The organism is Streptomyces tamarix (assembly GCF_032423885.1).
Taxonomy (GTDB): Bacteria; Actinomycetota; Actinomycetes; order Streptomycetales; family Streptomycetaceae; genus Streptomyces; species Streptomyces tamarix.
Genome location: NZ_JAWCTQ010000029.1, coordinates 1 through 22,327 on the forward strand (window position 1 = coordinate 1; position 22,327 = coordinate 22,327).

Consider the following 22,327-nt stretch of genomic DNA (forward strand, 5'->3'; position numbering starts at 1 on the left):
CCTCCGTGGGGGGGCCCGCCGCCCGGCGCCCACCCCCTGGTCGTGCGCACCTGGAAGAGAGGGGACTGCTGCCCGATCTCATCGAATCTTGAGCAGGCGCTTTCGAGGGGAGAGGGTCTCCTGCGGCTGCCGGAGTGTCAGACGCCGGCCCCCCGCTTCCAGGAGAACCCTTCCGCGTCCGCATGGACTGAGAAGTCCCCGAAGCTCTCGATGCTCAGGTGCAAGCCGATGACGTCTCCCATCTCGTCCACGTGCTCCCGGACCGAGGTGACGACCGCTCCATCTCGGCTTTCGAAGACAGTGTTCAAAGAATGCTCTTCGGGCGGCCAGAAGTAGTCGGGCAGCTCGTCGTCGCCGCGGGTGTCTACCCGGAGGGTCCAGTCGGTCCAGTCGGTGAGAACGAAGCGTTCGCCGGAAGCCGTGGTCACCTGCAGGCCGACGATTTCGTCGTCCTCGTTGACCACTTCGGCCACACGGGTCACCCGCTTTTCGGCGAAGATATCACTGACACCCAAGTTGCGTCTCCTGTCCCATGTGACGTCGGGGAATTCAGTACTTATTATCGGCATTTTCGTACCACTTGTTCGGACCGCTCAGCGGGAACATGGAGACGAATTCCCCATCATTCTTCGTGATGAGCAAGTCGTTGTCCTTCTTGTAGAACCAGTAGTCGTCGGCGCCGCCCTGGCCGGGCCGGTACGCGCCCTGCCTCACTTCGTCAGGAGCCCCACGCACTTCCTTGATGCGCTCGCCGTACCACTGGCGGGCAGCAGTGTCACCGGGATGCTTGCCGTAGTCGGTGGCATGCTTACCCCACTTCTTACCGAGCTGTTTGCCTTCCGCACCGTACAGTGCCGGACCCGGGACGGGGGGCGCTGCCTTGGGTGCGTCCGGGGCCTTTGTTCCGCCCTTGAGGGCCTTCTTGATGAGGGCTCTCAGGGCACCGAATCCGCCGGCCAGCCACGAAACCGTCTCGGCGGCCTCGGCCGTGTCCTTGTACTCCTTGGAGCCGACTTCGACTCCGGCGTCCTTGGCCTTCTCGCGGTACGTCTCCTGGACGCCGCAGTCCGCGCCGAACCAGCACCACGGTTCGGTGGCGTACTCGATGGCGTCGGCGCTGCCGGCGAAGAAGTCGCCGACGCCTCCTGCCATGTCCTTGAGCGTCTGGCCCAGCGACTTCGGGTTCTCGGGTTCCTTGTTGTTGCAGATCCCGTAGTTCCGCTGGATCGCGGGGCAGCTGTCGGTGCTGCCGGAGGCGAAGCTCGCGCTGCCGGTGGCTGAGAGCCCGGCACGTGACCCGCTCCTGGACGCACGGTGGCTGGAGTTCTGCCGGTACGTCGTGTGGACGGCCGCGGCCACGTACCGGATGACCGCCCTGATCAGCCGGATGACCGCGAAGATGAACGACAGGAAGAACTTGCCGTCCGGGTCCGCGAAGGCGACCGGGTTGTTGTTGCTGTAGGCGTAGCCGTTGATCTGCTGCGGGTCCTTCAGGTCCGCGACCGGGTCGGCGCTGATGAAGCGACCGGTCGTCGGGTCGTACTCGCGGGCGCCGAGGTGGGTCAGACCCGTCGGATCCTGCGTGCCGCCGACGAAGCCCTTGTCGCCGGCCCACTTGGCGGGCTGGGTGCCTCTCGTCTCACCGAACGGCTGTGAGTGCCGGCGCGTGACCACCTGGGTCGTCGCGTCGATCTGCACGTTGGCCGTGCCGTTGTGGTCGGCGCTCGTCCAGGTCAGCGACTGCGGGGTGCGCACCGCGACGACCTGGCCGCCGTGCGAGTAGTACCGGGTCGCCTCGACCTTGCCGGTCGCCTTGTCGTGGCGCAGCTCGGTCTCGCCGAGGTACAGGGTGGTGCCCGTGGCGTCGCGCCGGATGAGCCGGTTGCCGTTGGCGTCGTTGAGGAACGAGGTCTCGGTGCTGTTCGCCTCGGTCACCTTGACGAGGTTGTTCTCCGGCCCCCATTCGAGGTTCTGGGTCTTGCCTCCGATCGTGCGGGTCTTGGTGTTGCCCGACGCGTCATACGTGTAGCTCGTGGCCGGCTTCGACGGGTCCGCCGGGCTGGTCGTGGTGGAGGCCAGCAGGTGCGGACGGGCCGTGCCGTCGGTGGCGGTGTGGTCGTAGGCGTAGGTCGTGGTGGCGGCGCCGCCCGTGGCCAGGTGGTCGGTCACGGTCTTGCGGTTGCCGGCGCTGTCGTACGTGTACGACTTCCAGTACGGCGCGAGCCCTCCGACGCCCGCCGCGGTGGGTGCTGTCGCGCAGTCCGTCTTGGCGGTCCACGCGCTCTTCAGGCGCCGGTGCCCGTCGTAGGTGAAGCACTGCTTGTCGCCCGTGGTGGTGGAGCGGTCGTCGATCTCGACCGGGTTGCCGGCCGGGTCGTAGCGGTAGTACGTGTCCGAGTCCGTGCCGCTGTTGGATTCCGACACGACGGTCTGCCGGGCGAGACGCTTGGTGCCGTCCTCGTAGGAAGTGTTGATCTCCGTCCACTTGGCGGTGGAGGAGACGCCCAGGGTGACGCGGATGCGCTCTCCGGCCGGCAGGTAGTCCGTCCCGCGGACGATGCCGGTCAGGCCCTGCAGGGTGGTGGGCAGGCGCTGGTCGTTGTAGCCGTAGGTGAGCACTTCCTGGGCGAGTCCGCCCATGGCCGGGATGGTCCGCTTCTGTGGCGTTCCATCCAGATTGTAGGCGTTGGTGATGGTGTACGTGCCGGTGCCGGCTACCGCACCCTCACTGGTGCTGATGGTGTACTGCTCTTTCAGCACCCGGTAGAGCGGGTCGTAGGCGGCATTGGTCGTCGCGTACACCTTGCCGCCCTTGCCGCCCTCGTACCGGATCGAGGACGTCGGCTGCCCGAGGGCGATCGTGTCGTACGACCAGCGGGCCAGGTACTTGGAGTCGTCGATCGTCGGCACGCCGTTGACGACCGGGATGCGCCCCGAAAGCCGGCCGGTCGGCCGCCCGAGCAGGTCGTAGGTGTGGCTGAGGATGTTGTTCCGGGAGTCGACGGTGACGCTCACCTGGTCGAGGTGGTTGTACTCGGTGCGGCTGGTGCCCGCGTCCGGGTCGCTCGTCGCGACGGTCCGGCCGAGGAAGTCGTATTCGTACCCCCAGGTGTTGCCGTCGCTGTCCTTCACCGTGGCCAGTCGGTCGGCGCGACCGTAGGTGTAGGTGAGCCGGGTGTAGGCACCCGTCGCCTTGTTGCCCTCGTACTCCCTCTTCTCGGCGAGGCGGCCACGGCTGTCGACCTCCTCGCGCACGGCGGACGCGCCGGCCGGCGGTTCGACCGTCGTCGCGTTGCCCTCGTACGTCGTGGTGGTCCGGGAGTGCTCCTTCTCGTGGACGAGGGTGATCTCGGCCGTGGGCCGGCCGGCGCCGTCGTAGACCTTCCGGGTGCCGGCGGGGGAGGCGGTCAGCAGGGTGGCGAGCCGACCGGACGGAGCGGTGGTGTCGATGTAGTCCACCGAGGACTCGACCTCGAGGCCACGGGTGTCGTACTTGGTCTCCGCGATGACGCGGCCACCGCCCACCGCAGCGGGCGACTGCGTCTGGCGGGGTCGGAGCAGGGCGTCGTAGATGGCGTACGCGGTCTGGTACGTGGTGCCGTCGTTGTTGAGCGACTTGGTGGCCACCCAGGAGGCGTCGCCCTTCTGGATCTTGTACTCGAACTTCCGGTTCGGGGCTTGCCCCCCGGCACGGTCACGGTCGGCGAGCCAGACGTCGGTCAGGCGGCCGAGGGCGTCGTAGGCGCTCTCGGTGCGCTTGCCGTTCGGGTCGATGCTGACCGTGTTCGAACCCCAGTCGGGCGCGATCTCCGTCGTCACCGTGTGCCCGAGGGCGTTGGTCTCCTTCTTGCCGGTCAGCGGCCCACCGGCGGCCGGCGTGTAGTCGATGTGGTCGGTGCGGGTGCCGTCGGCATCCCACTGGTCGGTCAGTCGCCCCAGGGCGTCGTACTTCGCGGTGAGGACGGTCTGCACCTGCGGCGTGCTGCCGCTGTAGCCCGTGACGCGCTGCTGCGCGGTGACGTCGCCCTTGGTCGGGGCCACGCCGTACGCCTGCCCGTCGTAGGAGGTGCGCACGTCGGAGACGACGTGGGTCGTCTTCGGGTCTCCCGTCCGGTTCGGCGTGACGCCGCAGCCGACGGAGACCTTCTCGACCCGCTTCACGGCGGTGAGGATCCAGTCCGTCGCGTTCTTGGCGTACTCGGTCCGCGTGCAGTCCTTGACCCCGCCGCCCTCGGTCTCCACGGTGAGCGGCAGGCCGTTCTGCGTGTCGTACGTCGTCGTGCTGGTGGAGGTGATCGGCGTACCGCCCGTGACGGGCGTGCGCTTGACCTCCTTGCCCGTACGGGTCATGTACGCGTGCACCGTGCCGTAGGAGTGGGTGGCGGTGGCGGTGTTCTGCGACCACGGTGTGGTGATCGTGCCGGAGACCTCGCCGCCGGTGGTGCCGTTGTACGTGATGGCCTCGCGCACCTGGCCGGCGTACTGCTCCTCGTCGTTCACCGACGTGCCCGTGGAGTCGGTGACCGTCTCCGTGCGGGTGGTGCCGTCGAGCTGCTTGTCGCCGTGCATGCCCCGGTAGAACAGGGAAGTGGTCTTGGAGCGGACGCCCGCGGCCTCGCCGGTGGTGGTGGTGACCTTCTGGAAGCCGCGCCAGATGCCCCACGTGCGGTACTTGGCCGGGGTGATGGGCGACTGGTCGTCGTACGCCCAGGCACCGCCGCCGTGGTACGTGTAGTCCGTCTGCTTCAGCGGCGCGCCGCCGGTCGGGTCGGACTCGGTGACCTGTGTGACGACGTACTTGTGGAACCAGTCGGTGCGCGGCTGCGGGTTGGTGCCCCCCGTGGGGTTGGACGGCGGGATCCACTTCACCGGGTAGCAGCGCTTGGTGTTCTTGTCGAGCGCGGTGGGGACATTGGTGTCCGCGATGCACTCGGGATCCGAGTAGTTGACCGTGAGGACGGAACCGGTCTCCGAGGTGACCGTGCGGACGCGCCACTTGATGAACGGCGGGATGTCGTCGCCGGTCTTGTCGACGCGGTTGTGGAGCTGGATGCCGGAGAAGGTGATGGCCGGCAGGGCGATGGGGGTGCCCACCTTGCCGGTGTGCTGGATGGACTTCAGCCACAGGCCGGCGTTCGAGCCGTCACCGGGGTCGGGGAAGGACTGGTCCAGGGTCCAGTGGTTGACGTCCCGGTAGTCGGTGTCGGCACCAGTGCCCGTGCCCTTGTAGACCTGGGTGGTGACACCGGTGAGGCGCTTGCGGGAGAAGAAGGACGGGGCCGGCTGGTCGGTGCAGACGGTGTCCTTCTTGCAGATCTGGTCGTACGGGACGTCCGGCCAGGCGTTGCGGTTGGCCTCGGTCAGCGTGGTGCAGGTCTCCCCGCCGCTCACCGGGACGCAGCGCTCGGCGACGGTGAACTCCACCCGGGCCGCGGCCGGCTGCGTGGTGGAGAAGACCGTGTCGGTGCGCTGGCCGTAGTCGATGCGCTTCAGGTAACCGCCGCGGACGTACTCCGTGCCGTTGCCCGTGGTGCCGTTCTTGGCGTAGTGGTTCAGCTCCTTGTCGTACCAGTACGTCATGACGTTGCCGTGCGGGTCGACGACGTAGTCGAGGTTCCAGCGCCACGCCTGGGTCTTGGCGCGGGCGGAGAAGCTGCTGCCGGCGTCGTAGCCGGGTTCGCCGGAGTCGTCACCGAAGACCGGGACGGTCCACACCGAGTTGGTCTCGGGCTTGCCGCTGGTCCAGCCGGGCAGCCGGTTCTTGCCGAAGACGTACTGGGTGCCGTCGGTGGTGGTGACGGTCCAGTGCTCGCCGTCGTCATCGCCGTTGACCGCGTCGGTGGTGCGCACGACGCGCTCGCCGTCGTCCCCCTGGAGGCGCCAGGTGCCCTTGGCCTTGTCGAGCAGGATCAGGCTGCTGGACTTGCCGTTCAGGACGATGGAGGCGTTGTCCTCCTTCCAGCACTGGTCGTACTTCTTGTCCTGGCCGTCGTCGTCGCACGAGCCGTAGGAGCGCTCGATGTAGGAGGTCGGCAGGTCGAAGCCCTCACCGACCCACGACGGCTGGGCGCTGGTGGAGGAGGTGCGGCCGTCGACGCTCTGCGCCGAGTAGCCGATCGCCACCGAAGGTGTGGGGCCGGCCGGGGCCGGTACGACGTCCATGGGGTACGACCAGGTGAAGTCGCCGTTGGACCCGCCCCCCGCCCAGGTCGCCGACGGCGACAGCGGGGTCGCCTCGTACGTGCCCTGGTCCGAGGACGTGCCGGCCGAGGCCGCGAGAACCGTGAATGCGCTGGCGCTACCGGCTCGAGAGGTGGCGGTCTTCGGTGTGGTCACCTGAGCGGTGACGGTCTGACCTGCAGTGTCGTTCGAGGACGGGACGGGCGTGGTGGTGCGGCACGCCCGTTCCTCGGGGGTGGTGAGGGCACAGGCCGGAAGCTGGACCAACCGCAGGCGCGAGGCCCAGTTGCCGCTGTAGGCGTGGGCGAAGCCGCTGTAGTCGAGAGCGACGGACAGCCCGGACGGGTCGGCCTTGCCGTCCGCGCGGCGCACGGCGAGTACGACGCCGTCGATACCGAGCTTCGCCGTCCTGGCACGATCGAGGAACCGCACCTCGACCTTGGCGGGTGCCGGCCCGGTTGCGGGGGAGGACGAACCCGCCTTGGCCGTCGCGGCCTTGCGCGCCTTCCCGGGAAGCGGCTGCCCGACGCTGACCGGCAGGTCGCCCACCCTGGCATCGGTGTGCGGTGTGGCCGGAACGCTGGCGCTCGCGGCACCGGAGCCAGGCCACACGACCTTCTGGGTGGCTCGCGCACGCGTCCTGGCCGCGGCCTCACGCGTGGGATCGGAGATCTGCTTGTGCCCGGCCCGGAAGGGTTCCGCCTTGCCGAAGTCGGGCTTTGACAAGGCGCTGGGGTCACGCTCGAATTTCTGGGCTGGGGCCGCGCCCAGCAACGTGGTGACGATGGCCGTGGTCAAGGGAAAGACGACCACCGCTATTCGGCGGCGGCTGGCCTTTCTCCAGGACCATGATCGCAGCACTGGTCTTGTGCCGGTCAAAGGTTTCTCCGCATTCTTGGTGACGGCGATTTTTCGAGGCTGTTGCCCGGAGGGTCGCCGGTCTGGGCTTATGCTGATGGAGCAGGGTTGAACTTGACGCCGGTCAGTGCGACTGGCGAGTCGCCGACGGTCGCCGGGCGGATCTTCTTTCCTTTTTCATACGCGGCATGGAAGTGCCCTGGATCAATTTCAGAGCGTGTGTGCCTCGTACGGTTCTGGTCGGCCGCTGTCGCGACTCGGCTTTGGTGTCCTGGAAAGGGGATCAGCTGCGACAGCCTTCCCGGAATTCGCTCCCGGAATATCACTGAGGTCGCACTCGAAGTGCGGGGGTGGAAGTCACGTCCAACGACATGGTGACCACGCCGGCGCCGCTGGGAGCGGCGGCCTCCGTGCGGCGTCGGTGTGCCCGATGCCGCACGGAAGCCGCGGTCCTTGCGTTCGCGCTACCCGTGTTCTCGTCCAGCGGTGCGCCGAGCCGAGCCCGGCGCACCGCTGCCCTGTCGCAAGGGGAAGGGACGGGCAGGGGTCACTCGATGGGCACCGGAGGCTCGTCCACGGTGGACAGCCTGGTGATTTCGGCTTCTGACAGCACTCCGGCGTAGACGCGCAGGTCATCGAGGCGGCCCGGCAGGAGGTTGCCCCACTGGCCGTTGTCGTGGCGGCGCCCTCGCCCGATCATCTGCGGTCCGGTCGGCTGGAAGACGCCCTTGTACAAAGCGCCGTCCTCGTCGCCTTGCCGCTCACCGGTGACATAGAGCTTGATCGACTGCGCGGCCGAGTCGAAGACGCCGACCACATGTACCCAGCCGCTGGGCGAGTTGACCTCGTCGGAGGTCGTCATGGCGCCCGACCCTCCGAGGACGTCATTGGTGAACAGGCCGAAGTTCCAGTCCCCGACTGCTTCGCCTGCTTCTTGCCGGTACCACAGGCGGAACGCGTCCCGCTGGGTGCCCGGGTGGGAGAAGACGGTGGGCGAGTGGGCGCTGGTGAGGTCCTCCAGTTTCGAGTCCGCTGAGAGGTTGACCCATCCGGCTACGGAGAAGCTGCCACTGTTGTCCAGTACCGCTGAGGCGGTGGCGTGCCCTTCGGAATCCGCGTTGAGAGCCATGACGGTTTCGTGACCGAATTCATCGCTGGCTGCGAAGGACGCGCCTGACTGAAGGGAAAGGGAGTTGCCTCGCCCGGTGCTGTCGGCTGCAGTGGTGCCGGAGACCTCGTTCATCTCCCAGTGAGCCAGGAGTTCGGGCTGGGGGTGTCCCGTCCCGGGGTCCTCGACGTTGACCAGCGCGTTCAGCTCGGACGGGTAGACCACGCGCTTCCATGCCTGGACATGGTCGACATCCGCGTACATCTGCGTGCTGGTACGCCAGCGTCCGATCTCCATGGGGCCGTTTGAGGCCCATGGTGTGGTGAAGGGCGTTTCCGCCTCCAGTTGCCCGTTCACATAGAGCTGGATCTTGCCGGTTCCCTTGTTGTAGACGCCCAGCAGGTGGGTCCAGGCGCCGAGGACGGGCGGCCGTGCGGACACAGCCCGAACGATGGTCGTGGCGTCGCTGGTCTGGTCCGTGGCATACCGGTTGAAGATCCAACGGTCGTAACTGGTGGAGTAGTACAACTGGAAGGCGCCGACATTGACACCCCGCTGCTGGAGCACGGTGGTCTGCTGCTTTTCCTTGAGGCGGACCCATGCGGCGACGGCGAAGCTGTTCGCAGTGTCTACCACAGGAGCCTGGGTGCCCGCCCAGAACGCGGTGCCGGCACCTGCCAGTCCTGCGCCGTTCCTCGCTTCGGGGACCCAGGAGGACTGGTTCAAGGTCAGGGGGTGGGTGCTGCTGTGCGCGTTGGCCGCAGCAGTCCCGGTGCCTTCGTCGAGTTTCCAGGTGGCGGCGGGATCGGCGGGGCGGCCTACTTTGAACAGGTAGTCCTTGTGGGCACTGGGATAACCGGCGTTGTCAAAGGTCTGTACCCGCAAGGTATTGGTCAGCCGCTTGTCCGGAGTCACCGATATCTCGTATGAGGGCGTGTTCGCGGAAAACTGCTTGCTGTCCAGCTTGACGCCGTTGAGCCACCAGTCATAGCGGCGCACGTCAGAGGCGTTGGCCGTGATCACGAACTTTCCGGGGGTACCGACTCCGCCGTGTTCGCTGTCGACTGAGCAATCGGTCCCGGCGCACTCGGGGTATGCGGTCGACGTGACGCCGGGCTGGGGAGGACCTCCGGGGTCCACTTCGAAGTAGCAGTAGGCGGACCAGGGGCCGTACAGGTAATTAGTCGCACCCCCGTAGGTGTACTTGTATTCCGTCCGCGCGCGGAACTTGTACGTCGTGTCCTTGGACAGCGTTGCCGTGACCGAGGTGCCCGCTGTTCCACTGGCGGTCCACGTACTCGGCTTGAGGACGGTGGGTGTGGTGCTGCTGCCCTTGTACAGTTCGAAGTTCGGACGCAGACTGGCGTTCGATCCGTCAGTCGAGATCGGCGTGGCCGTCAGCCGCGGCGTGTCGTCCCGAATGAACGCGGGGCTGGTGGAGGCCGAGCAGGAAATGTTGGGATCGGACATCTTCACCGTGGAGGGCTTGCTGGTCGGTGGTGTCACGTAAGTGATGGACAGGCGCGGCTTGCGATCCGTGGTGGCCCGGTCGTCCAGGGGCGACATGAACTGCTTCCAGGCGATCGGGTCCGACTCGCTCGCTCGCAGCCCCAGGGTGGTCGTCGTCGATTTCGCCTTCGCCGTGTAGGCGACGGCGGCCGTGGCGTCGAACTCGATGTCGCCGTCCGGACAGCTGGACGAGTGACCCTTGGCCGCTGAGACGGTGTCGACCTGGGCGGACCAGGACGGCTGATTACTCCAGGTCGTTGAACTGGAGATGGTTCCAGTCCGGTACAGGCCGACGTCGCGCTTCTCGCAGTTCGCGGACCAAATGGCGTAGGACGTGAAGGTTGCCCCGAGAATCTTCTTGCCGGCGACGGACCTGGTGTCGAACTGGAAGAGGGAGCGCACCTTCTTGTTGTCCACGTAGGCGTCGTAGCCCACGCCGAGAGCATGCTTGGTCTTCCAGAAACTGGTACTTGCGGAGTCGGACCAGACCGTGGTCCATCCGGTCAGTGAGGCCTTCAAGGACGGCGGGTCAAGGACCACCGGGTAGACCGTCGAAGGGTCTTGGAGGAATTCATGGTCCGGGGCGATGGACAATGTCTCGTCGGTGACGGTGACGTCCATGACCGCTGTCCGAGAGCCGGCGCCGGGGTTGAGCGGGGCACTGCCGGCACTGGTCCGCTCAACGGTACTGCTCTGTCGGCTGGTCACGGCCGTCGATGCGGGTGCCGGAGCCGAATCCCACATGAGGGCGGAGCTGCTCGACACAACGGCTTGGCCGGAAGCGTCCACGAACGTGGCAGCGCCCGAAGGGGACGACTGCGCGGTCAACCCCTTGGTGGTGATCGGGAAACGCAGCGACTTCAACGCGGGGTTGGCCGCCGCAGCTCGAGTGCGCAGCACCAAGTGATAGCTGAAGCCGTCAGCGTGCGTCTGCACCACCACGTCGGTATCCGGTAGTACCGACTTGTAGATCGCGGACGATCCGTCGAGCACCGGTTCAGGGAGCCCCCAGGGAGCGGTGATCGCGTACTCGGTTCCTCCCAGTCGCAGCCGCGCCAGCGGGTCGTCACCACCACCTGACAGCACGATGTCCTCAGCCGACTTCGGCCTGACCGAGCCGTCCGGCGCCACACCCAACGTGGTGTCGACGGCCGTCCACTCGCCGTCCTTGCGCACGCGCTCGGGAACGGGAGAGGAGACGGCGGTGAAGGTGCCGTCACTGTTGGCGAACACTTGCCCGGTGGACGTGGTGAGCCCCGTGACCTCGACGCGCTGTCCCGACTCGACGGCTCTACGGGAAGCTTTCTGCTCCTCCGACTCGATCGGTGGGCCGTCATCCTGCCAGAACGCCTTGCCTCGCCCCGGTTCGTCCGCGGGTTCGGAAGACACCGGTGGGGGCACTTCCGATGCGGGTGTCGGCGTTTCGGTCGCTTCGGCCCCCACCGCGCTCTCGGCACCGGCACCACCCAGGAGGATCACCAGCGCCGCGGCAGCGGCTCTCCCACGCATCGCTCCCCCGCGATGCCTGCGTCGCATCATGCGCAGTCACTTTCTGGAGATTTCATGAAGATCATTAGCCGTGGGAACCTACCCGCTCGGTGTCACTCTGCCTAGGGATCTGGATCAGGACATATGTGCTGAGGGGAGGAAAGTTCCTCAAGATGGCCACGTGGCCTACGCCACACGTGAGGACCGGAACTGTGCAGAGGGGGAGGATGCACGGCTGGTCGGCTCCGCTTCCGGTCGGCGGTCCGCTCGATCGCGGGGTGATCGCGGCCCTCCCGAAAGCCGGTCGCCGACGCACTGCGGGTGGTGGTCCCGGTTCGGGACGGCCCGGGGAGCGTTGTGCCCCACCCTGACCCGGGGCCCGGCACGGTCAACGTGGTCGCCTTTGAGCTGCGGAGGTCATTGCTCCGCGCGTGGCGGGGGTGAGGCACGGGCCGGTGCCGGACGGAGGGGAAGCCGGGCGGGTCCCGGGCGGCCGCGCGGCGCGGCAGTTCGCCGTCTGTCGGTTCCGGGGTCGTCCCATCCGGTGACGCGGGGCCACGTGGTCGTCGGCGAACGCGTACGGCGCCGCGGGAAGGACGTCCGGATCGGAAGTCGCGCGCGAGCCGACGGGCGCCCTCCGCCAGGGCTGCGGCCGGCACGGGCATCGGACTCGTCCGACTGGGGGAGAGGGTTCTCCCGGCAGCCCGGCGCACACTCGTACCGGGCTGTCCGGTGTGTCGCGCGGCAAGTGGCCAGGGCGTCCGGAACGCGCTTCCCGGGCATCGGGCATCCGTGCGACCCCTCATACCAGAGCGGGACGAGCTGCGGGCGAGTTTGACAACAGCCCACCGTCCGTGAACGGTTGGCGACTACCGTGTGTGTCCGGTGATGAACGGTGAGCTCATCGGGCGAGTGGCTGGTCCTCTTCACGCGATGTCAAATATCCGTTCGGTACCGAAATGCACCGATTCCCTGGGACCCACGTACCAAGGACACTGATGTCTCCACTTCGCGCACCCGCCGCGCGGCCCGACCGCCGTGAGGGCGGCGGGCGGCACGGCCGGTCAGGCGCCCGCATCCTGCCGCACCCCGGCGGCCCGCACCCGGTCACGCCCCCTCCGGACGCGCGCATACGTCCGCGTCTGCTGCGCGTCTCCGTGCTGCCGGCCGCCGTGGCCGCGCTCGGCGGCACCGTCGCGGTCCTGTTCACCCTGCACTCCACCGGAGCCCGGCCCACCGCCACGCTCTGGGCGGTCCTGGTCGGCGCCGCCGCCCTCGCCGTGGCGGCCGTGGCCACCGCGGCGCTCGGCGCCGACCGCGCCGCCCGCTCCGTACTGGACCGCTGCAACGCCCTGCGCCGCACCGCCGTGCGCCACCAGAACGAACTGCGCGGCATCGTCGAACAGTTGCGCCGCGGCGAGCGGCCACCGGCCCGGCAGACCCCTCCGCCCGCCCCCGGCGGCGACGACCTCGACCTGCTCGGCCACGAGATCGGCCGCGCCCACGACGCCGCCGTCACGGCCGTCGTCCAGGCGTCCCGCCTCTCCAGCAGCGTCGGCGACGAACAGAAGGTCGAGGTCTTCGTCAACCTCGCCCGGCGCCTCCAGTCCCTCGTCCACCGCGAGATCCAGCTCCTCGACGAGCTGGAGAACGCGGTCGAGGACCCCGAGCTGCTCAAGGGCCTCTTCCACGTCGACCACCTCGCGACCCGCGTCCGCCGCCACGCCGAGAACCTCGCCGTCCTCGGCGGCGCCATCTCGCGCCGCCAGTGGTCGAACCCGGTCACCATGACCGAGGTCCTGCGCTCCTCCATCGCCGAGGTCGAGCAGTACCCCCGCGTCAAGCTGGTCCCGCCGATCGACGGCACCCTGCGCGGCCACGCCGTCGCCGACGTCATCCACCTCCTCGCCGAACTCGTCGAGAACGCCACGCTGTTCTCCGCCCCGCACACCACGGTCCTGCTCCGCGCCCAGTACGTCACGGCCGGGCTCGCAGTGGAGGTCGAGGACCGGGGCCTGGGCATGCCGCACGCCGAGCAGGAGAAGATGAACGCCCTGCTCTGCGACCCCGACCAGGTCAACGTGGCACACCTGCTCCAGGACGGCCGGATCGGTCTGTACGTCGTCTCCGCCCTGGCCCGCAGGCACGGCATCGCCGTACGCCTCCAGTCCAACATCTACGGCGGCGTGCAGGCCGTCCTGGTCATCCCGCAGGGCCTCCTCGGCGCCGATCCGGCCAACCCGCACCAACCCGGCCGGCCGCGGCCCGGCACGCCCGGCGACGCGACGGCCACGCCGGTGGGCGCCGTACCGACCGGGGCCCCACCGGCGGCGATCCCCGCCCCGTACGCGGCCCCCGGCCCCGTACGGGCGCCCGTCACCGCCGGCGACCGCCTGCCGCGCCAACCGCGCCACGCGGCCCCCGCGCCCCGGGCGGGACAGGGGCCGGCGCCCCTCCCCGTACGCGGCGAACGCCCCGACCCGCACGACCCCGTGGCCCCGACCCACCCCGGACCGGCCCGTCCCGACCCGGGCCACCCCGGGTCGGCCCGTCCCGAACCGGCGCGGTACCAGCCGGTCCCCGCGGACCACGCGCCATCCCCGCCGGTCCGCCCCGACCCGGTCCGCCCCGACCCGATCCGCCCCGACCCGATCCGCCCCGACCCGGTACGGCCCGCCGCGGAACCGCCCCCGCCCCCCGCCGACGACCCCGGCCACGGCCAGGACGGACGCCCCCGGCTGCCCAAGCGGCGCGCCCAGGAGCACCTCGTCCCGCAACTGCGCGACGAGCCCGTCCGGCGCCACCACGACGACCACGCCCTGCACGACCCGGGACTGATGGCGGCGTTCCAGCGCGGCATCGGCCTCGCCGAGGCCATGCCGCCGCCCTTCCCCGCCCCGTCCGCCAGCCCCGTCGAACCGCAGCGACAAGACGAAGCCCACAAGGAGTAGATGCACCATGGCGAGCGATGTGCCGAACGGCCACGCCCCCGATCTCGACTGGCTGCTCGGCGGCCTGGTCCAGCGGGTCCCCCACACCCGCAGCGCGGTTCTGCTCTCCTCGGACGGCCTGGTGAAATCGGTGCACGGCCTCGACCCCGACAGCGCCGACCACATGGCGGCCCTGGCCTCCGGCCTCTATTCGCTCGGCCGCAGCGCCGGAGCCCGCTTCGGCGACGGCGACGAGGTCCGCCAGGTCGTCGTCGAACTCGACAACACCCTGCTGTTCGTGTCCACCGCCGGCTCCGGCACCTGCCTCGCCGTCGTCGCGGGCCGGGGCACGGACGCCGCGGTCCTCGGGTACGAGATGGCGATGCTGGTCAAGAGCGTCCGGCCGTACCTCGTCACACCGGCCCGGCGGACGGCCGCCGTGCCCGCCGCCCCGGGGCGCTGAGCCATGCCGTTCCGACAGGACGGGCCGTGGCTCGACGACGCGGCCGGCCGCCTCATCCGCCCGTACACGGTGAGCGGCGGCCGCACCCGGCCCACGGCCGCGCTCGACCTGCTGTCGCTCGTCATGGCCACCGGGGCGGCGCCGCCGGCGCCCCTCGGCCCCGAGCACACCACGGCCCTCGGCCTGTGCGAGGGGCCGACGTCGGTCGCGGAGATCGCCGCGCACCTGCGTCTGCCCGCGGTCGTCACCAAGGTGCTCCTCTCGGACCTGGTGGACTGCGGAGCACTGACCGCGCGGCAACCCCGACCCCACGACCACACCACCGACCGTTCCCTGCTGGAGGCAGTGCTCGATGGCCTACGACGACGGCTCTGAACCCCGGGCCGTGACCGAGGACGTCTTCCCGACCGCCCTGAAGATCCTCGTCGCGGGCGGCTTCGGGGTGGGCAAGACGACCTTCGTCGGCGCGGTGAGCGAGATCGAACCGCTCAGCACGGAGGAACTGCTCACCCAGGTGAGCGCCGCCACCGACCGCCTGGACGGCATCGAGTCGAAGACCACCACGACCGTCGCGATGGACTTCGGCCGCATCAGCCTCGACCCGCGGCACGTGCTGTACCTGTTCGGCACCCCCGGCCAGGAACGCTTCTGGTTCATGTGGGACGAGCTGTCCGAGGGGGCCCTCGGCGCGGTCGTCCTCGCCGACACGCGCCGCCTGCAGGAGTCGTTCTCGGCCGTGGACTTCTTCGAGCGGCGCGGCATCCGCTTCGTCGTCGCCGTCAACGAGTTCGACGGCGCCTACCGCTACGACCCCGAAGAGGTGCGCGCCGCCATCGACCTCAGGCCGGAGGTGCCGGTCGTGCTGTGCGACGCCCGGGTCGCCGCCTCGGGGACCCAGACCCTCGTCACCCTGGTCCAGCACCTGCTGACCACCGATCCGGCCCCGGCACCGGCGCCGAGCTACGGAGCACCCGCATGACCTACGACCCGACCGGGCACCTCCTCCTCACCCCCGTCGACCAGGAGGCGCCCGCCCGCGTGCGGCGACTCCGCCAACTGGGCCTGGGGGAACGCCCCGAGCCCGCGTTCGACGCGTTCGCCGACCGGCTCGCCGAGGTGACCGGCGCGCCCTACTCGATGGTCAACTTCATCGACGAGAACCGGCAGTTCTTCGCCGGCCTGCACACTCCGACGGGCACGCACTCGGGCACCCACTCCGGCCCGGACCTCGCCGCGGCCGGCGGCGCGGTCGGCCGCTACATGGCCCGCGACCACGGCTACTGCCCGCACGTGGTGGTCCGCCGCAAGGCGCTGGTCCTGGAGGACGTCTGCGACTACCCGCGGTTCGCCGGGAACCCGGTCGTCGACGAGATCGGCATCCGCTCGTACCTGGGCGCGCCGCTCATCGACCGCACGGGCACGACCCTGGGCACGATCTGCGTCGTGGACACCGAGCCCCGGCCGTGGGGGCGGGCCGGCCTGGAGACCATCAAGTCGCTCGCGGCGGAGTTGGTGGAGCAGATCCACCGCCGCGAGGACAGCCGCGTCTGACGCGTTCCGCGCGGCGTCCCCGAGGGTGCACGGGACCCTCGGGGACGCCGCGTGTCCGGATCCGGGCCGCGCCCCGGTCCGGTCCGGCTACGGGACCGGCTCCATCCGTACGACGTCCGCGAGTCGTTTTGACCACTGGCCCTTCGTCGTGCCGAGTGCCACTTCCGCGAGTCGTAGCAGTTGGACGTCGGAGGTGCCGGCCGGGGCGAAGAGGTGGTGGGCGTCGCGCAGGTAGCGTTCGATGGGCCGGTCGGTGAACAGTCCGGCCGCCGCGTGGATCTCCATCGCGTTCCGTGCCGAGTCCAGGGCCCACTCGACGTTGACCAGTTTCGCGTTCATCAGCTCCGCGTCGCAGGGCAGCCCCTGGTCCAGCAGGTGCACGGCGTGGTAGGCGGTGAGCCGGGCCGTCATCAGCCGCGACTGCAACTGGCCCAGCTTCAGCTTCACCGACGGCAGCGCGTGCAGCGGCTGGCCGTAGCGGTGGCGCTCCTCGCAGAAGCGGGTGGTCTCCTCCAGGATCGCCTGGTGCAGGCCCAGGGAGACCGCGGTCAGGTTCGCCCGCCCGTACAGCACGCTGGAGGAGTACGCGACGGCCAACCCGTTGCCCTCCTCGCCGAGCCGGTTGGCGACCGGAACGCGGCAGCCGTCGAAGGACAACTCGCCGAAGCCGAAGCCGTGCAGGCCCATCGTCGGCCTCTCGCCACCGACGTGCAGGCCGGGCCGGTCGGCCTCCACCAGGAACGCCGTGAGCCCCCTGGGGCCGGGGCCGGTGCGCACGACGACGCCGTGCAGGTCCCCGACGTGGCTGTTGCCGACGAAGACCTTCCGGCCGGTCAGGACGTAGTCGTCGCCGTCGCGCACGGCGGTGGCCGCCATGCCCAGCACGTGGCCGCCGGACTCCGGCTCGGTCACCGCGATCGTGGGAAGGCACTCACCGGCGGCTATCAGCGGCAGCCAGGTCTTCTTCTGCTCGTCGCTCCCGAAGTGCAGGATCTTCGCGACGCCCAACTGGGACGCCTGCACCATCGCGCCCATCGCCGCACTCACACGGGACAGCTCCTCGATGATGATCGTCTTGCCGAGATGGCCGACGCCCATCCCTCCCAGGTCCGTGCCGATCGTCGCGCCCAGCCAGCCCTGGCGGGCGATGAGCCGGGACAGTTCGTGGTGCACGGAGCGGGCCGCCTCCATGGCGGGAATCCGTGGCCGGACCTCGGCCTCCGCGAAGTCTCTCACCTGCTGCCTGAGTTGGTGGTGCAGCCGACCGGCGAAATAGCCGTCCATGCGAGCCCTCCTCTGCGAAACGCCTGCTCGTGTGGGTGTTCGAGCAGGTGGTGCATCGGTAGCGCTCCCCTCCCGAGCAGGCAGACACCTCATGGTGTTGATCTCCCGGGGGCGGTTCAACACGGTCCTGAACATTGTCCGAAACAAGATCCATTGACGTTCGAAGAGGGCTGTGCATGGCGTCGGGTCGGGCGGCCGTCCCTCCGTGGGGCATTCCCCGCCTGCCCTCCTGCCACATGCCAAGGGCAAGGGTGCGGCGGCGGTGCCGGGCCGAACGTTCCGCACAAATGTGCGGCCCTCCGATCGGCCGCCGGAGTGGACCGAAGGGCCGGAACGCGCCGTCCGGCGCCGGACGGCGACCTCCCCGGCGCCCGGCGCCCGAAGCCGGGGGAGGCGCTCGGATGCACGAGAGGGCGCATCCAGTGCGCGCGGCCTTCGGGGCGTGCGCCCCGGCGGCCCCGACACGCGCCCTCCGCCGAAGTGGTTAGTGATCACCGCTCGGAGTGCGGTATTGTTCTCATGCACGCCGGGCCGGGGAAACCCCAGGTCAGACGGGCATCGGGACGTGGCGCAGCTTGGTAGCGCACTTGACTGGGGGTCAAGGGGTCGCAGGTTCAAATCCTGTCGTCCCGACTCGAAAGAGTCGCAGGTCAGAGGCCGTTTCGGAGTAATCCGAAGCGGCCTCTTGATTATTCTTGGGGGTCGGTGGGGACCGGTGCTCCCCGACCGGCGTCAGCAGGCGACGACGATCGGGGCGGGAGAGTCCCCCCGGTGCTCGCCGACGGTCCGGGGCGGTTCACGCCAGGTCGTGGGCGAGCGTACGGCCGGCGACCCGGCCGGAGAAGATGCACCCGCCGAGGAAGGTCCCTTCCAGGGCGTTGTACCCGTGTACCCCTCCGCCGCCGAATCCGGCTGCTTCTCCCGCCGCGTACAGACCGTCGAAAGTCGTCCCGTCCGGCCGCACGACCTGCGAGCCGAGGGTGGTCTGCACTCCGCCCAGTGTCTTGCGGGTGAGCAGACGCAGTCGTACGGCGACCAGTGGACCGTGGGCCGGGTCGAGCAGGCGGTGCGGAGCGGTGATCCGGACCGCTTTCTCCGGCAGGTACGCCCGTGCGTTGCGCACGGCCATCAGTTGCATGTCCTTGCCGTAGTCGTTGGCCACCTGCCGGTCGCGGGCCACCACCTCCCGCTCCACGCGCGCGTAGTCGAGGAGTGGTTCGGGCGTGAGGGCGTTCATGCCCTCCACCAACTCGGAGAGCGTACGGCTCACCAGGATGTCCTCGCCGTTCTCGATGAACGCGCGTACCGGCGCCATCGTGCTCTTCTTGAACCGTTGGAGCAGAAGCAGGCAGTTCTTGCCGGTCAGGTCGGGGTTCTGATCGGATCCCGACAGTGCGAACTCCTTGTCCACCATCGAGTGGGTCATGATGAACCACGAATGGTCGTGACCGGTCGACCTGAGGTGCCGCAGCGTCGCCAGGGACGCGTGGCTGGGGAACAGCGGCGGGGGAAGCCGCCGCCCCGTCGCGTCGAGCCACAGGGGCGACGGGCCGGGCAGGAGACGCACCCCGTGGCCGGGCCACACGGGAGCCCAGTTCTTCATGCCCTCGTTGTAGAACCACATGCGGTCGAGGTTGACCACCGAACCGCCGGCGCGCTCGGTGATCTGCAGCATGCGTCCGTCGACGTGCGCCGGCACACCGGTGAGCATCGTCGCCGGCGCCGGGCCGAGGCGGTCGGTCGGCCAGTGGGCGCGCACGAGGTCGTGGTTGGCGCCCATGCCGCCGGAGGCGATGAGCACCGCCTGCGCACGTATCTCGAACCTCCCGGTCTCCTTCCGGGAGGAGGGCACGCCGCGCGGCTCCCGCGAGGGCTCCAACACCGCTCCCCGCACGCCGACCGCGGCCCCGCCCTCGATGACGAGTTCGTCCACCCGGTGCCGGTACTTGAAGGTGACCAGTCCGCGCGTGGCGGCGGCGAGCACCGGTTTGCGGAACGTCCGCACTACTTCCGGTCCGCTTCCCCAGGTGTAGTGGAGCCGGGGGACGGAGTTGCCGTGACCGGTCGCGGTTCCCTCCCCCCGCTCGATCCACCCGACGAGGGGCAGCAGGCGCAGCCCGAGCCGGTACACGTAGTCGCGCTTCTCCCCGGCGGCGAAGTCCACATAGGCCTCGGCCCACCTGCGGGCCCACCGGTCCTCACTGTCGCGGTCGTGCCCGGCCGAGGCCAGCCAGTCGGACAGGGCCAGTTCACGGGAGTCCTTGATGCCCAGCAGGCGTTGCTCGGGACTGTCGACCAGGAACAGGCTGCCCTCAGCCCAGAAGGCCTGGCCTCCGAGGTTGTTCTGGTTCTCCTGGTCGACGATGACCACGCGCCGTCCGGCGCGCGTCAACTCGTATGTCGCGACCAGACCGGCCAGGCCCGATCCCACCACGATCACATCGGCTTCGGTGTTCACCGTCGCAGTCCTCCTTCGGCCGCCGCCGCCCCGGTGGAGTGGGCGAGGAAGGGGCGGACGGCTTTCAGCAGTTCACCGGCGGCCTCCGCCGGCAGCAGGTGGCCGGCGCAGGGGACCAGCTTCAGACGCCCGTCGCGCAGGCGGCGCCGGGCGGCGATCCCCTGCCAGAAAGGTATGAAGAGGTCCTGGAGGCCCCAGACCACCAGGGTCGGCATCGGCAGTTCGGGTAACCGCCCGAGGAGAAGGTTCTTCTGTCCCAGCGGCCCCACCGAGGAGCGCTGCGAACGCAGGGTGGTGGGCAGGGCCTCGGGTGAGGAGACGGCCTTGGTCTGGCTGGACCACCAGGGGCGCGGGACGCGCCAGGGGCGGCAGGCCGATATCACCGCCACCGAGACCACGAGCAGGCGAGGTCCGAAGGTCAGGCGGGGGATCAGCCACTTCGTCAGGTCACCCAGGGGCGTGACGGCCAGCACCACCATGGCCGGGTTGATGGCGCGCCCCATGCCGGCGGAGTCCACCAGGACGAGGGACGGCACGTGGTCCGGTCGTTGCAGGGCCATGTGGACGGCCACGGCGCCTCCGAAGGAGTGCCCCACGACCGCGGGCCGCTCCGCGCCGACCGCTCGGGCGAACTTCCACAGGAAGGAGGCCATCGCTTCGGGACCGGCGCTCCGGATCGGTTCGCTGTGGCCGTATCCCGGCAGGTCCACGGCGATGGTCCGGTGGCTTCCGGCAAGGCCCCGGAGAATGTCGTACCACTGTTCGGAGACGCTGCCTTCGCCGTGTATCAGCAGCACCGGGTCTCCCCGCCCGGCTTCGAGGTACCGGACCGCTGTTCCTTCTACGTCGGTCCAGTGCTCCGCCACTTTTTCCCTTGGTGCGGCGGGGGGTTTGTTCATTACGGTGTCCCGTCTCGTGTCGTGGGCGTGGGTGTGGCACGTTCCAGCGTGATCGAATGCCGTACCGCCGGAGGAAACGACGTGTTTTCTTCAATGCCGGGCCACGGTGGATGGGTTGATGACCGGCGGACTGCGGGTGAAAGGGGGCCGAGCTCGGGCCGGAGCGGGCGTTTCCCGTGCGGAAGTGGAACGGAAGTCGTGCGGCGAGACCTGAAACCACATCCCCGTGCACCCACCGCGGCGTCCCTTTCCGATGGGCCGGGTGTGCGGGTGTACGGCACCCTAGTTTCGGATTGTCGACGCCGGCAGGCGCACGGGGCGGGGCCGGAAGCGGCCCCGCCCCGTGGCGTGCACGCCTGCGCGTGCCGCGGCATCCGCGCGCGCACACCGCCGGTGCACCGCGGTGGCCGTACCGGGCGCGGCCCGGCCGGCGACGCACGGCAGGCGGACGCCGGCCCGCGGTGACGCGCGCGCCGCACCGGTCGCGCGGGGCGGCCCCGGCGCGGAGGCGCCTTCCACTGCCGCGTCACCGCACGGCTCTCCCGGCCCGGCGTCCGGCGGACCGGTCCTCGCGAGGCTTGCACGGGGGACGCCGTACCGCGGGGCGGGCCGGGGCCCGGCGCATGCCGCACGACGGGCGGCGCGGTGGTCCGCGCGCGCGTGCGTACGGTCACCCGGCCCGTGTCACCGGTGGCCCCTGGTGTGACTCGTGGGACACGTCGTGAGGGGGCACGCGTTCCGAAGTGCATACCGACGAGTACTACTCACCTAGCATGTGCGCCAAAGGATGCCAGTAGCCTTCTATGCGCCCCTGCAGCAGGGTTGCCCCGAACGTACGTCTATCGTCCACTAGTGCCAATGACCAATCATGTGTCATGGCTCGTCACCATTGTCGACCGAGTCGTGATGGGGTGGGTGGGGACCGTGTTCCGGGCGAGGAGGGGCCGCTGGACCCAAGAAACTGTTCCATCCGCCTTTTACGCCACCGGGCAGCGCGAGGAGCACCCCCGTTTCTTCGGCTGTCGGGACAAACGAGGCACGCCGATTCCTGGGTCCGGTCGGGCCGGCGGCGGGCACCGGGGCGAGGAAGGCCCGAGCGGTGCGTGCGTACGGCAACCACGGGCGGGTCGGAAGAAACGCCGCCCGGTGTGCCGGGAGGACGACGCGGATCCGTCGCTCTCGAATTCCGGGCCTGCGGCCGAAGGGACCGTGGCCGCAGGCGCCGCGGCGAATGAGCCGCCGCCTCGGGTCCCGCCCGTCCCACCGGGTGAAAGGGCTTCGCGCCCCGTCGGACCGTTCCGGCGTTGTCGACGGCGGGTGAACTCGGGGACCACGCGGCGCCTTCGCGGCACCAAGCGTGTCCACTCGCCTGAAGGCCAATGGCTCGGAAAAAGAACGGATGAAAATCCAGAACGCGGCCGCTGGATCGACGCGGATGCGGACGGCACGCATCTTCGATGTGAAGTGATGTGACGGTGGGTCCATCGAATCAAATCGATTCTGGTTAGTTCTTGCGATGCAGGCGGCCAACCCGCCGAAATCGATATCTGCTTGCCGTTGGATGCGTCCGGAATCGGCCCATCCGGAATTGGCCAAAAG

Annotated in this window: 11 protein-coding genes and 1 tRNA gene; 6 read left to right on the top strand and 6 right to left on the bottom strand. The window is 69.5% G+C overall.

The genetic code is table 11. From position 1 onward, the window contains the following. Positions 1–137: 137 nt before the first annotated feature. The 3 genes from RND61_RS21410 to RND61_RS21420 form a co-directional block, all read right to left on the bottom strand. Positions 138–515: a hypothetical protein gene (locus tag RND61_RS21410; protein ID WP_315879650.1), complete on the bottom strand. Its 378-nt coding sequence runs from the start codon at positions 513–515 to the stop codon at positions 138–140. Positions 516–549: 34 nt separating this feature from the next. Then, a complete protein-coding gene (locus RND61_RS21415) occupies positions 550–6,729 on the bottom strand; it encodes an RHS repeat domain-containing protein (RefSeq protein WP_315879651.1) in 6,180 nt (2,059 codons plus the stop codon). Between the two features lie 856 nt (positions 6,730–7,585). Continuing rightward, positions 7,586–11,194: a LamG-like jellyroll fold domain-containing protein gene (locus RND61_RS21420; RefSeq protein ID WP_315879652.1), complete on the bottom strand. Its 3,609-nt coding sequence runs from the start codon at positions 11,192–11,194 to the stop codon at positions 7,586–7,588. Positions 11,195–12,141: 947 nt separating this feature from the next. Here RND61_RS21420 and RND61_RS21425 point away from each other — a divergent pair. The 5 genes from RND61_RS21425 to RND61_RS21445 are packed head-to-tail and all read left to right on the top strand — an operon-like array spanning position 12,142 to position 16,087. After that, a complete protein-coding gene (locus tag RND61_RS21425) occupies positions 12,142–14,094 on the top strand; it encodes an ATP-binding protein (protein WP_315879653.1) in 1,953 nt (650 codons plus the stop codon). A 7-nt stretch (positions 14,095–14,101) separates the two neighbouring features. After that, positions 14,102–14,536, top strand: a complete 435-nt coding sequence (locus tag RND61_RS21430) for a roadblock/LC7 domain-containing protein (protein WP_315879654.1) — start codon at positions 14,102–14,104, stop codon at positions 14,534–14,536. Between the two features lie 3 nt (positions 14,537–14,539). Continuing rightward, a complete protein-coding gene (locus RND61_RS21435) occupies positions 14,540–14,911 on the top strand; it encodes a DUF742 domain-containing protein (RefSeq protein WP_315879655.1) in 372 nt (123 codons plus the stop codon). Then, positions 14,889–15,515, top strand: coding sequence for a GTP-binding protein (locus RND61_RS21440; RefSeq protein ID WP_315879656.1), 627 nt, complete (start codon positions 14,889–14,891; stop codon positions 15,513–15,515). Before RND61_RS21435 ends, RND61_RS21440 begins: the two co-directional genes overlap by 23 nt. Further along, entirely contained in the window at positions 15,512–16,087 is a 576-nt protein-coding gene (locus tag RND61_RS21445; protein ID WP_315879657.1) for a GAF domain-containing protein, read from the top strand. The genes RND61_RS21440 and RND61_RS21445 overlap by 4 nt, the downstream gene beginning before the upstream one ends. A gap of 87 nt (positions 16,088–16,174) precedes the next feature. Here RND61_RS21445 and RND61_RS21450 read toward each other — a convergent pair whose 3' ends face one another. Beyond that, on the bottom strand, positions 16,175–17,371 hold the full coding sequence (locus RND61_RS21450; RefSeq protein ID WP_315879658.1) for an acyl-CoA dehydrogenase family protein: 1,197 nt from the start codon (positions 17,369–17,371) through the stop codon (positions 16,175–16,177). Positions 17,372–17,930: 559 nt separating this feature from the next. On the opposite strand from RND61_RS21450, the gene RND61_RS21455 reads away from it, so the two are divergent. After that, positions 17,931–18,004: transfer RNA gene (locus RND61_RS21455), tRNA-Pro, on the top strand. A 163-nt stretch (positions 18,005–18,167) separates the two neighbouring features. Here RND61_RS21455 and RND61_RS21460 read toward each other — a convergent pair. Both RND61_RS21460 and RND61_RS21465 read right to left on the bottom strand, forming a co-directional pair. Next, the gene (locus RND61_RS21460) at positions 18,168–19,829 is read right to left on the bottom strand and encodes an FAD-binding dehydrogenase (RefSeq protein WP_315879659.1); all 1,662 of its coding nucleotides are present in this window, start codon (positions 19,827–19,829) and stop codon (positions 18,168–18,170) included. Further along, positions 19,826–20,626, bottom strand: a complete 801-nt coding sequence (locus RND61_RS21465; RefSeq protein ID WP_315879660.1) for an alpha/beta fold hydrolase — start codon at positions 20,624–20,626, stop codon at positions 19,826–19,828. Before RND61_RS21465 ends, RND61_RS21460 begins: the two co-directional genes overlap by 4 nt. Positions 20,627–22,327 lie beyond the last annotated feature (1,701 nt).

Bases quoted from the DNA above. Each gene is read 5' to 3' on its own strand.
- RND61_RS21420 (WP_315879652.1), bottom strand. From the start codon at position 11,194: ATGATGCGACGCAGGCATCGCGGGGGAGCGATGCGTGGGAGAGCCGCT.
- RND61_RS21425 (WP_315879653.1), top strand. From the start codon at position 12,142: ATGTCTCCACTTCGCGCACCCGCCGCGCGGCCCGACCGCCGTGAGGGC.
- RND61_RS21430 (WP_315879654.1), top strand. From the start codon at position 14,102: ATGGCGAGCGATGTGCCGAACGGCCACGCCCCCGATCTCGACTGGCTG.
- RND61_RS21435 (WP_315879655.1), top strand. From the start codon at position 14,540: ATGCCGTTCCGACAGGACGGGCCGTGGCTCGACGACGCGGCCGGCCGC.
- RND61_RS21440 (WP_315879656.1), top strand. From the start codon at position 14,889: ATGGCCTACGACGACGGCTCTGAACCCCGGGCCGTGACCGAGGACGTC.
- RND61_RS21445 (WP_315879657.1), top strand. From the start codon at position 15,512: ATGACCTACGACCCGACCGGGCACCTCCTCCTCACCCCCGTCGACCAG.
- RND61_RS21450 (WP_315879658.1), bottom strand. From the start codon at position 17,371: ATGGACGGCTATTTCGCCGGTCGGCTGCACCACCAACTCAGGCAGCAG.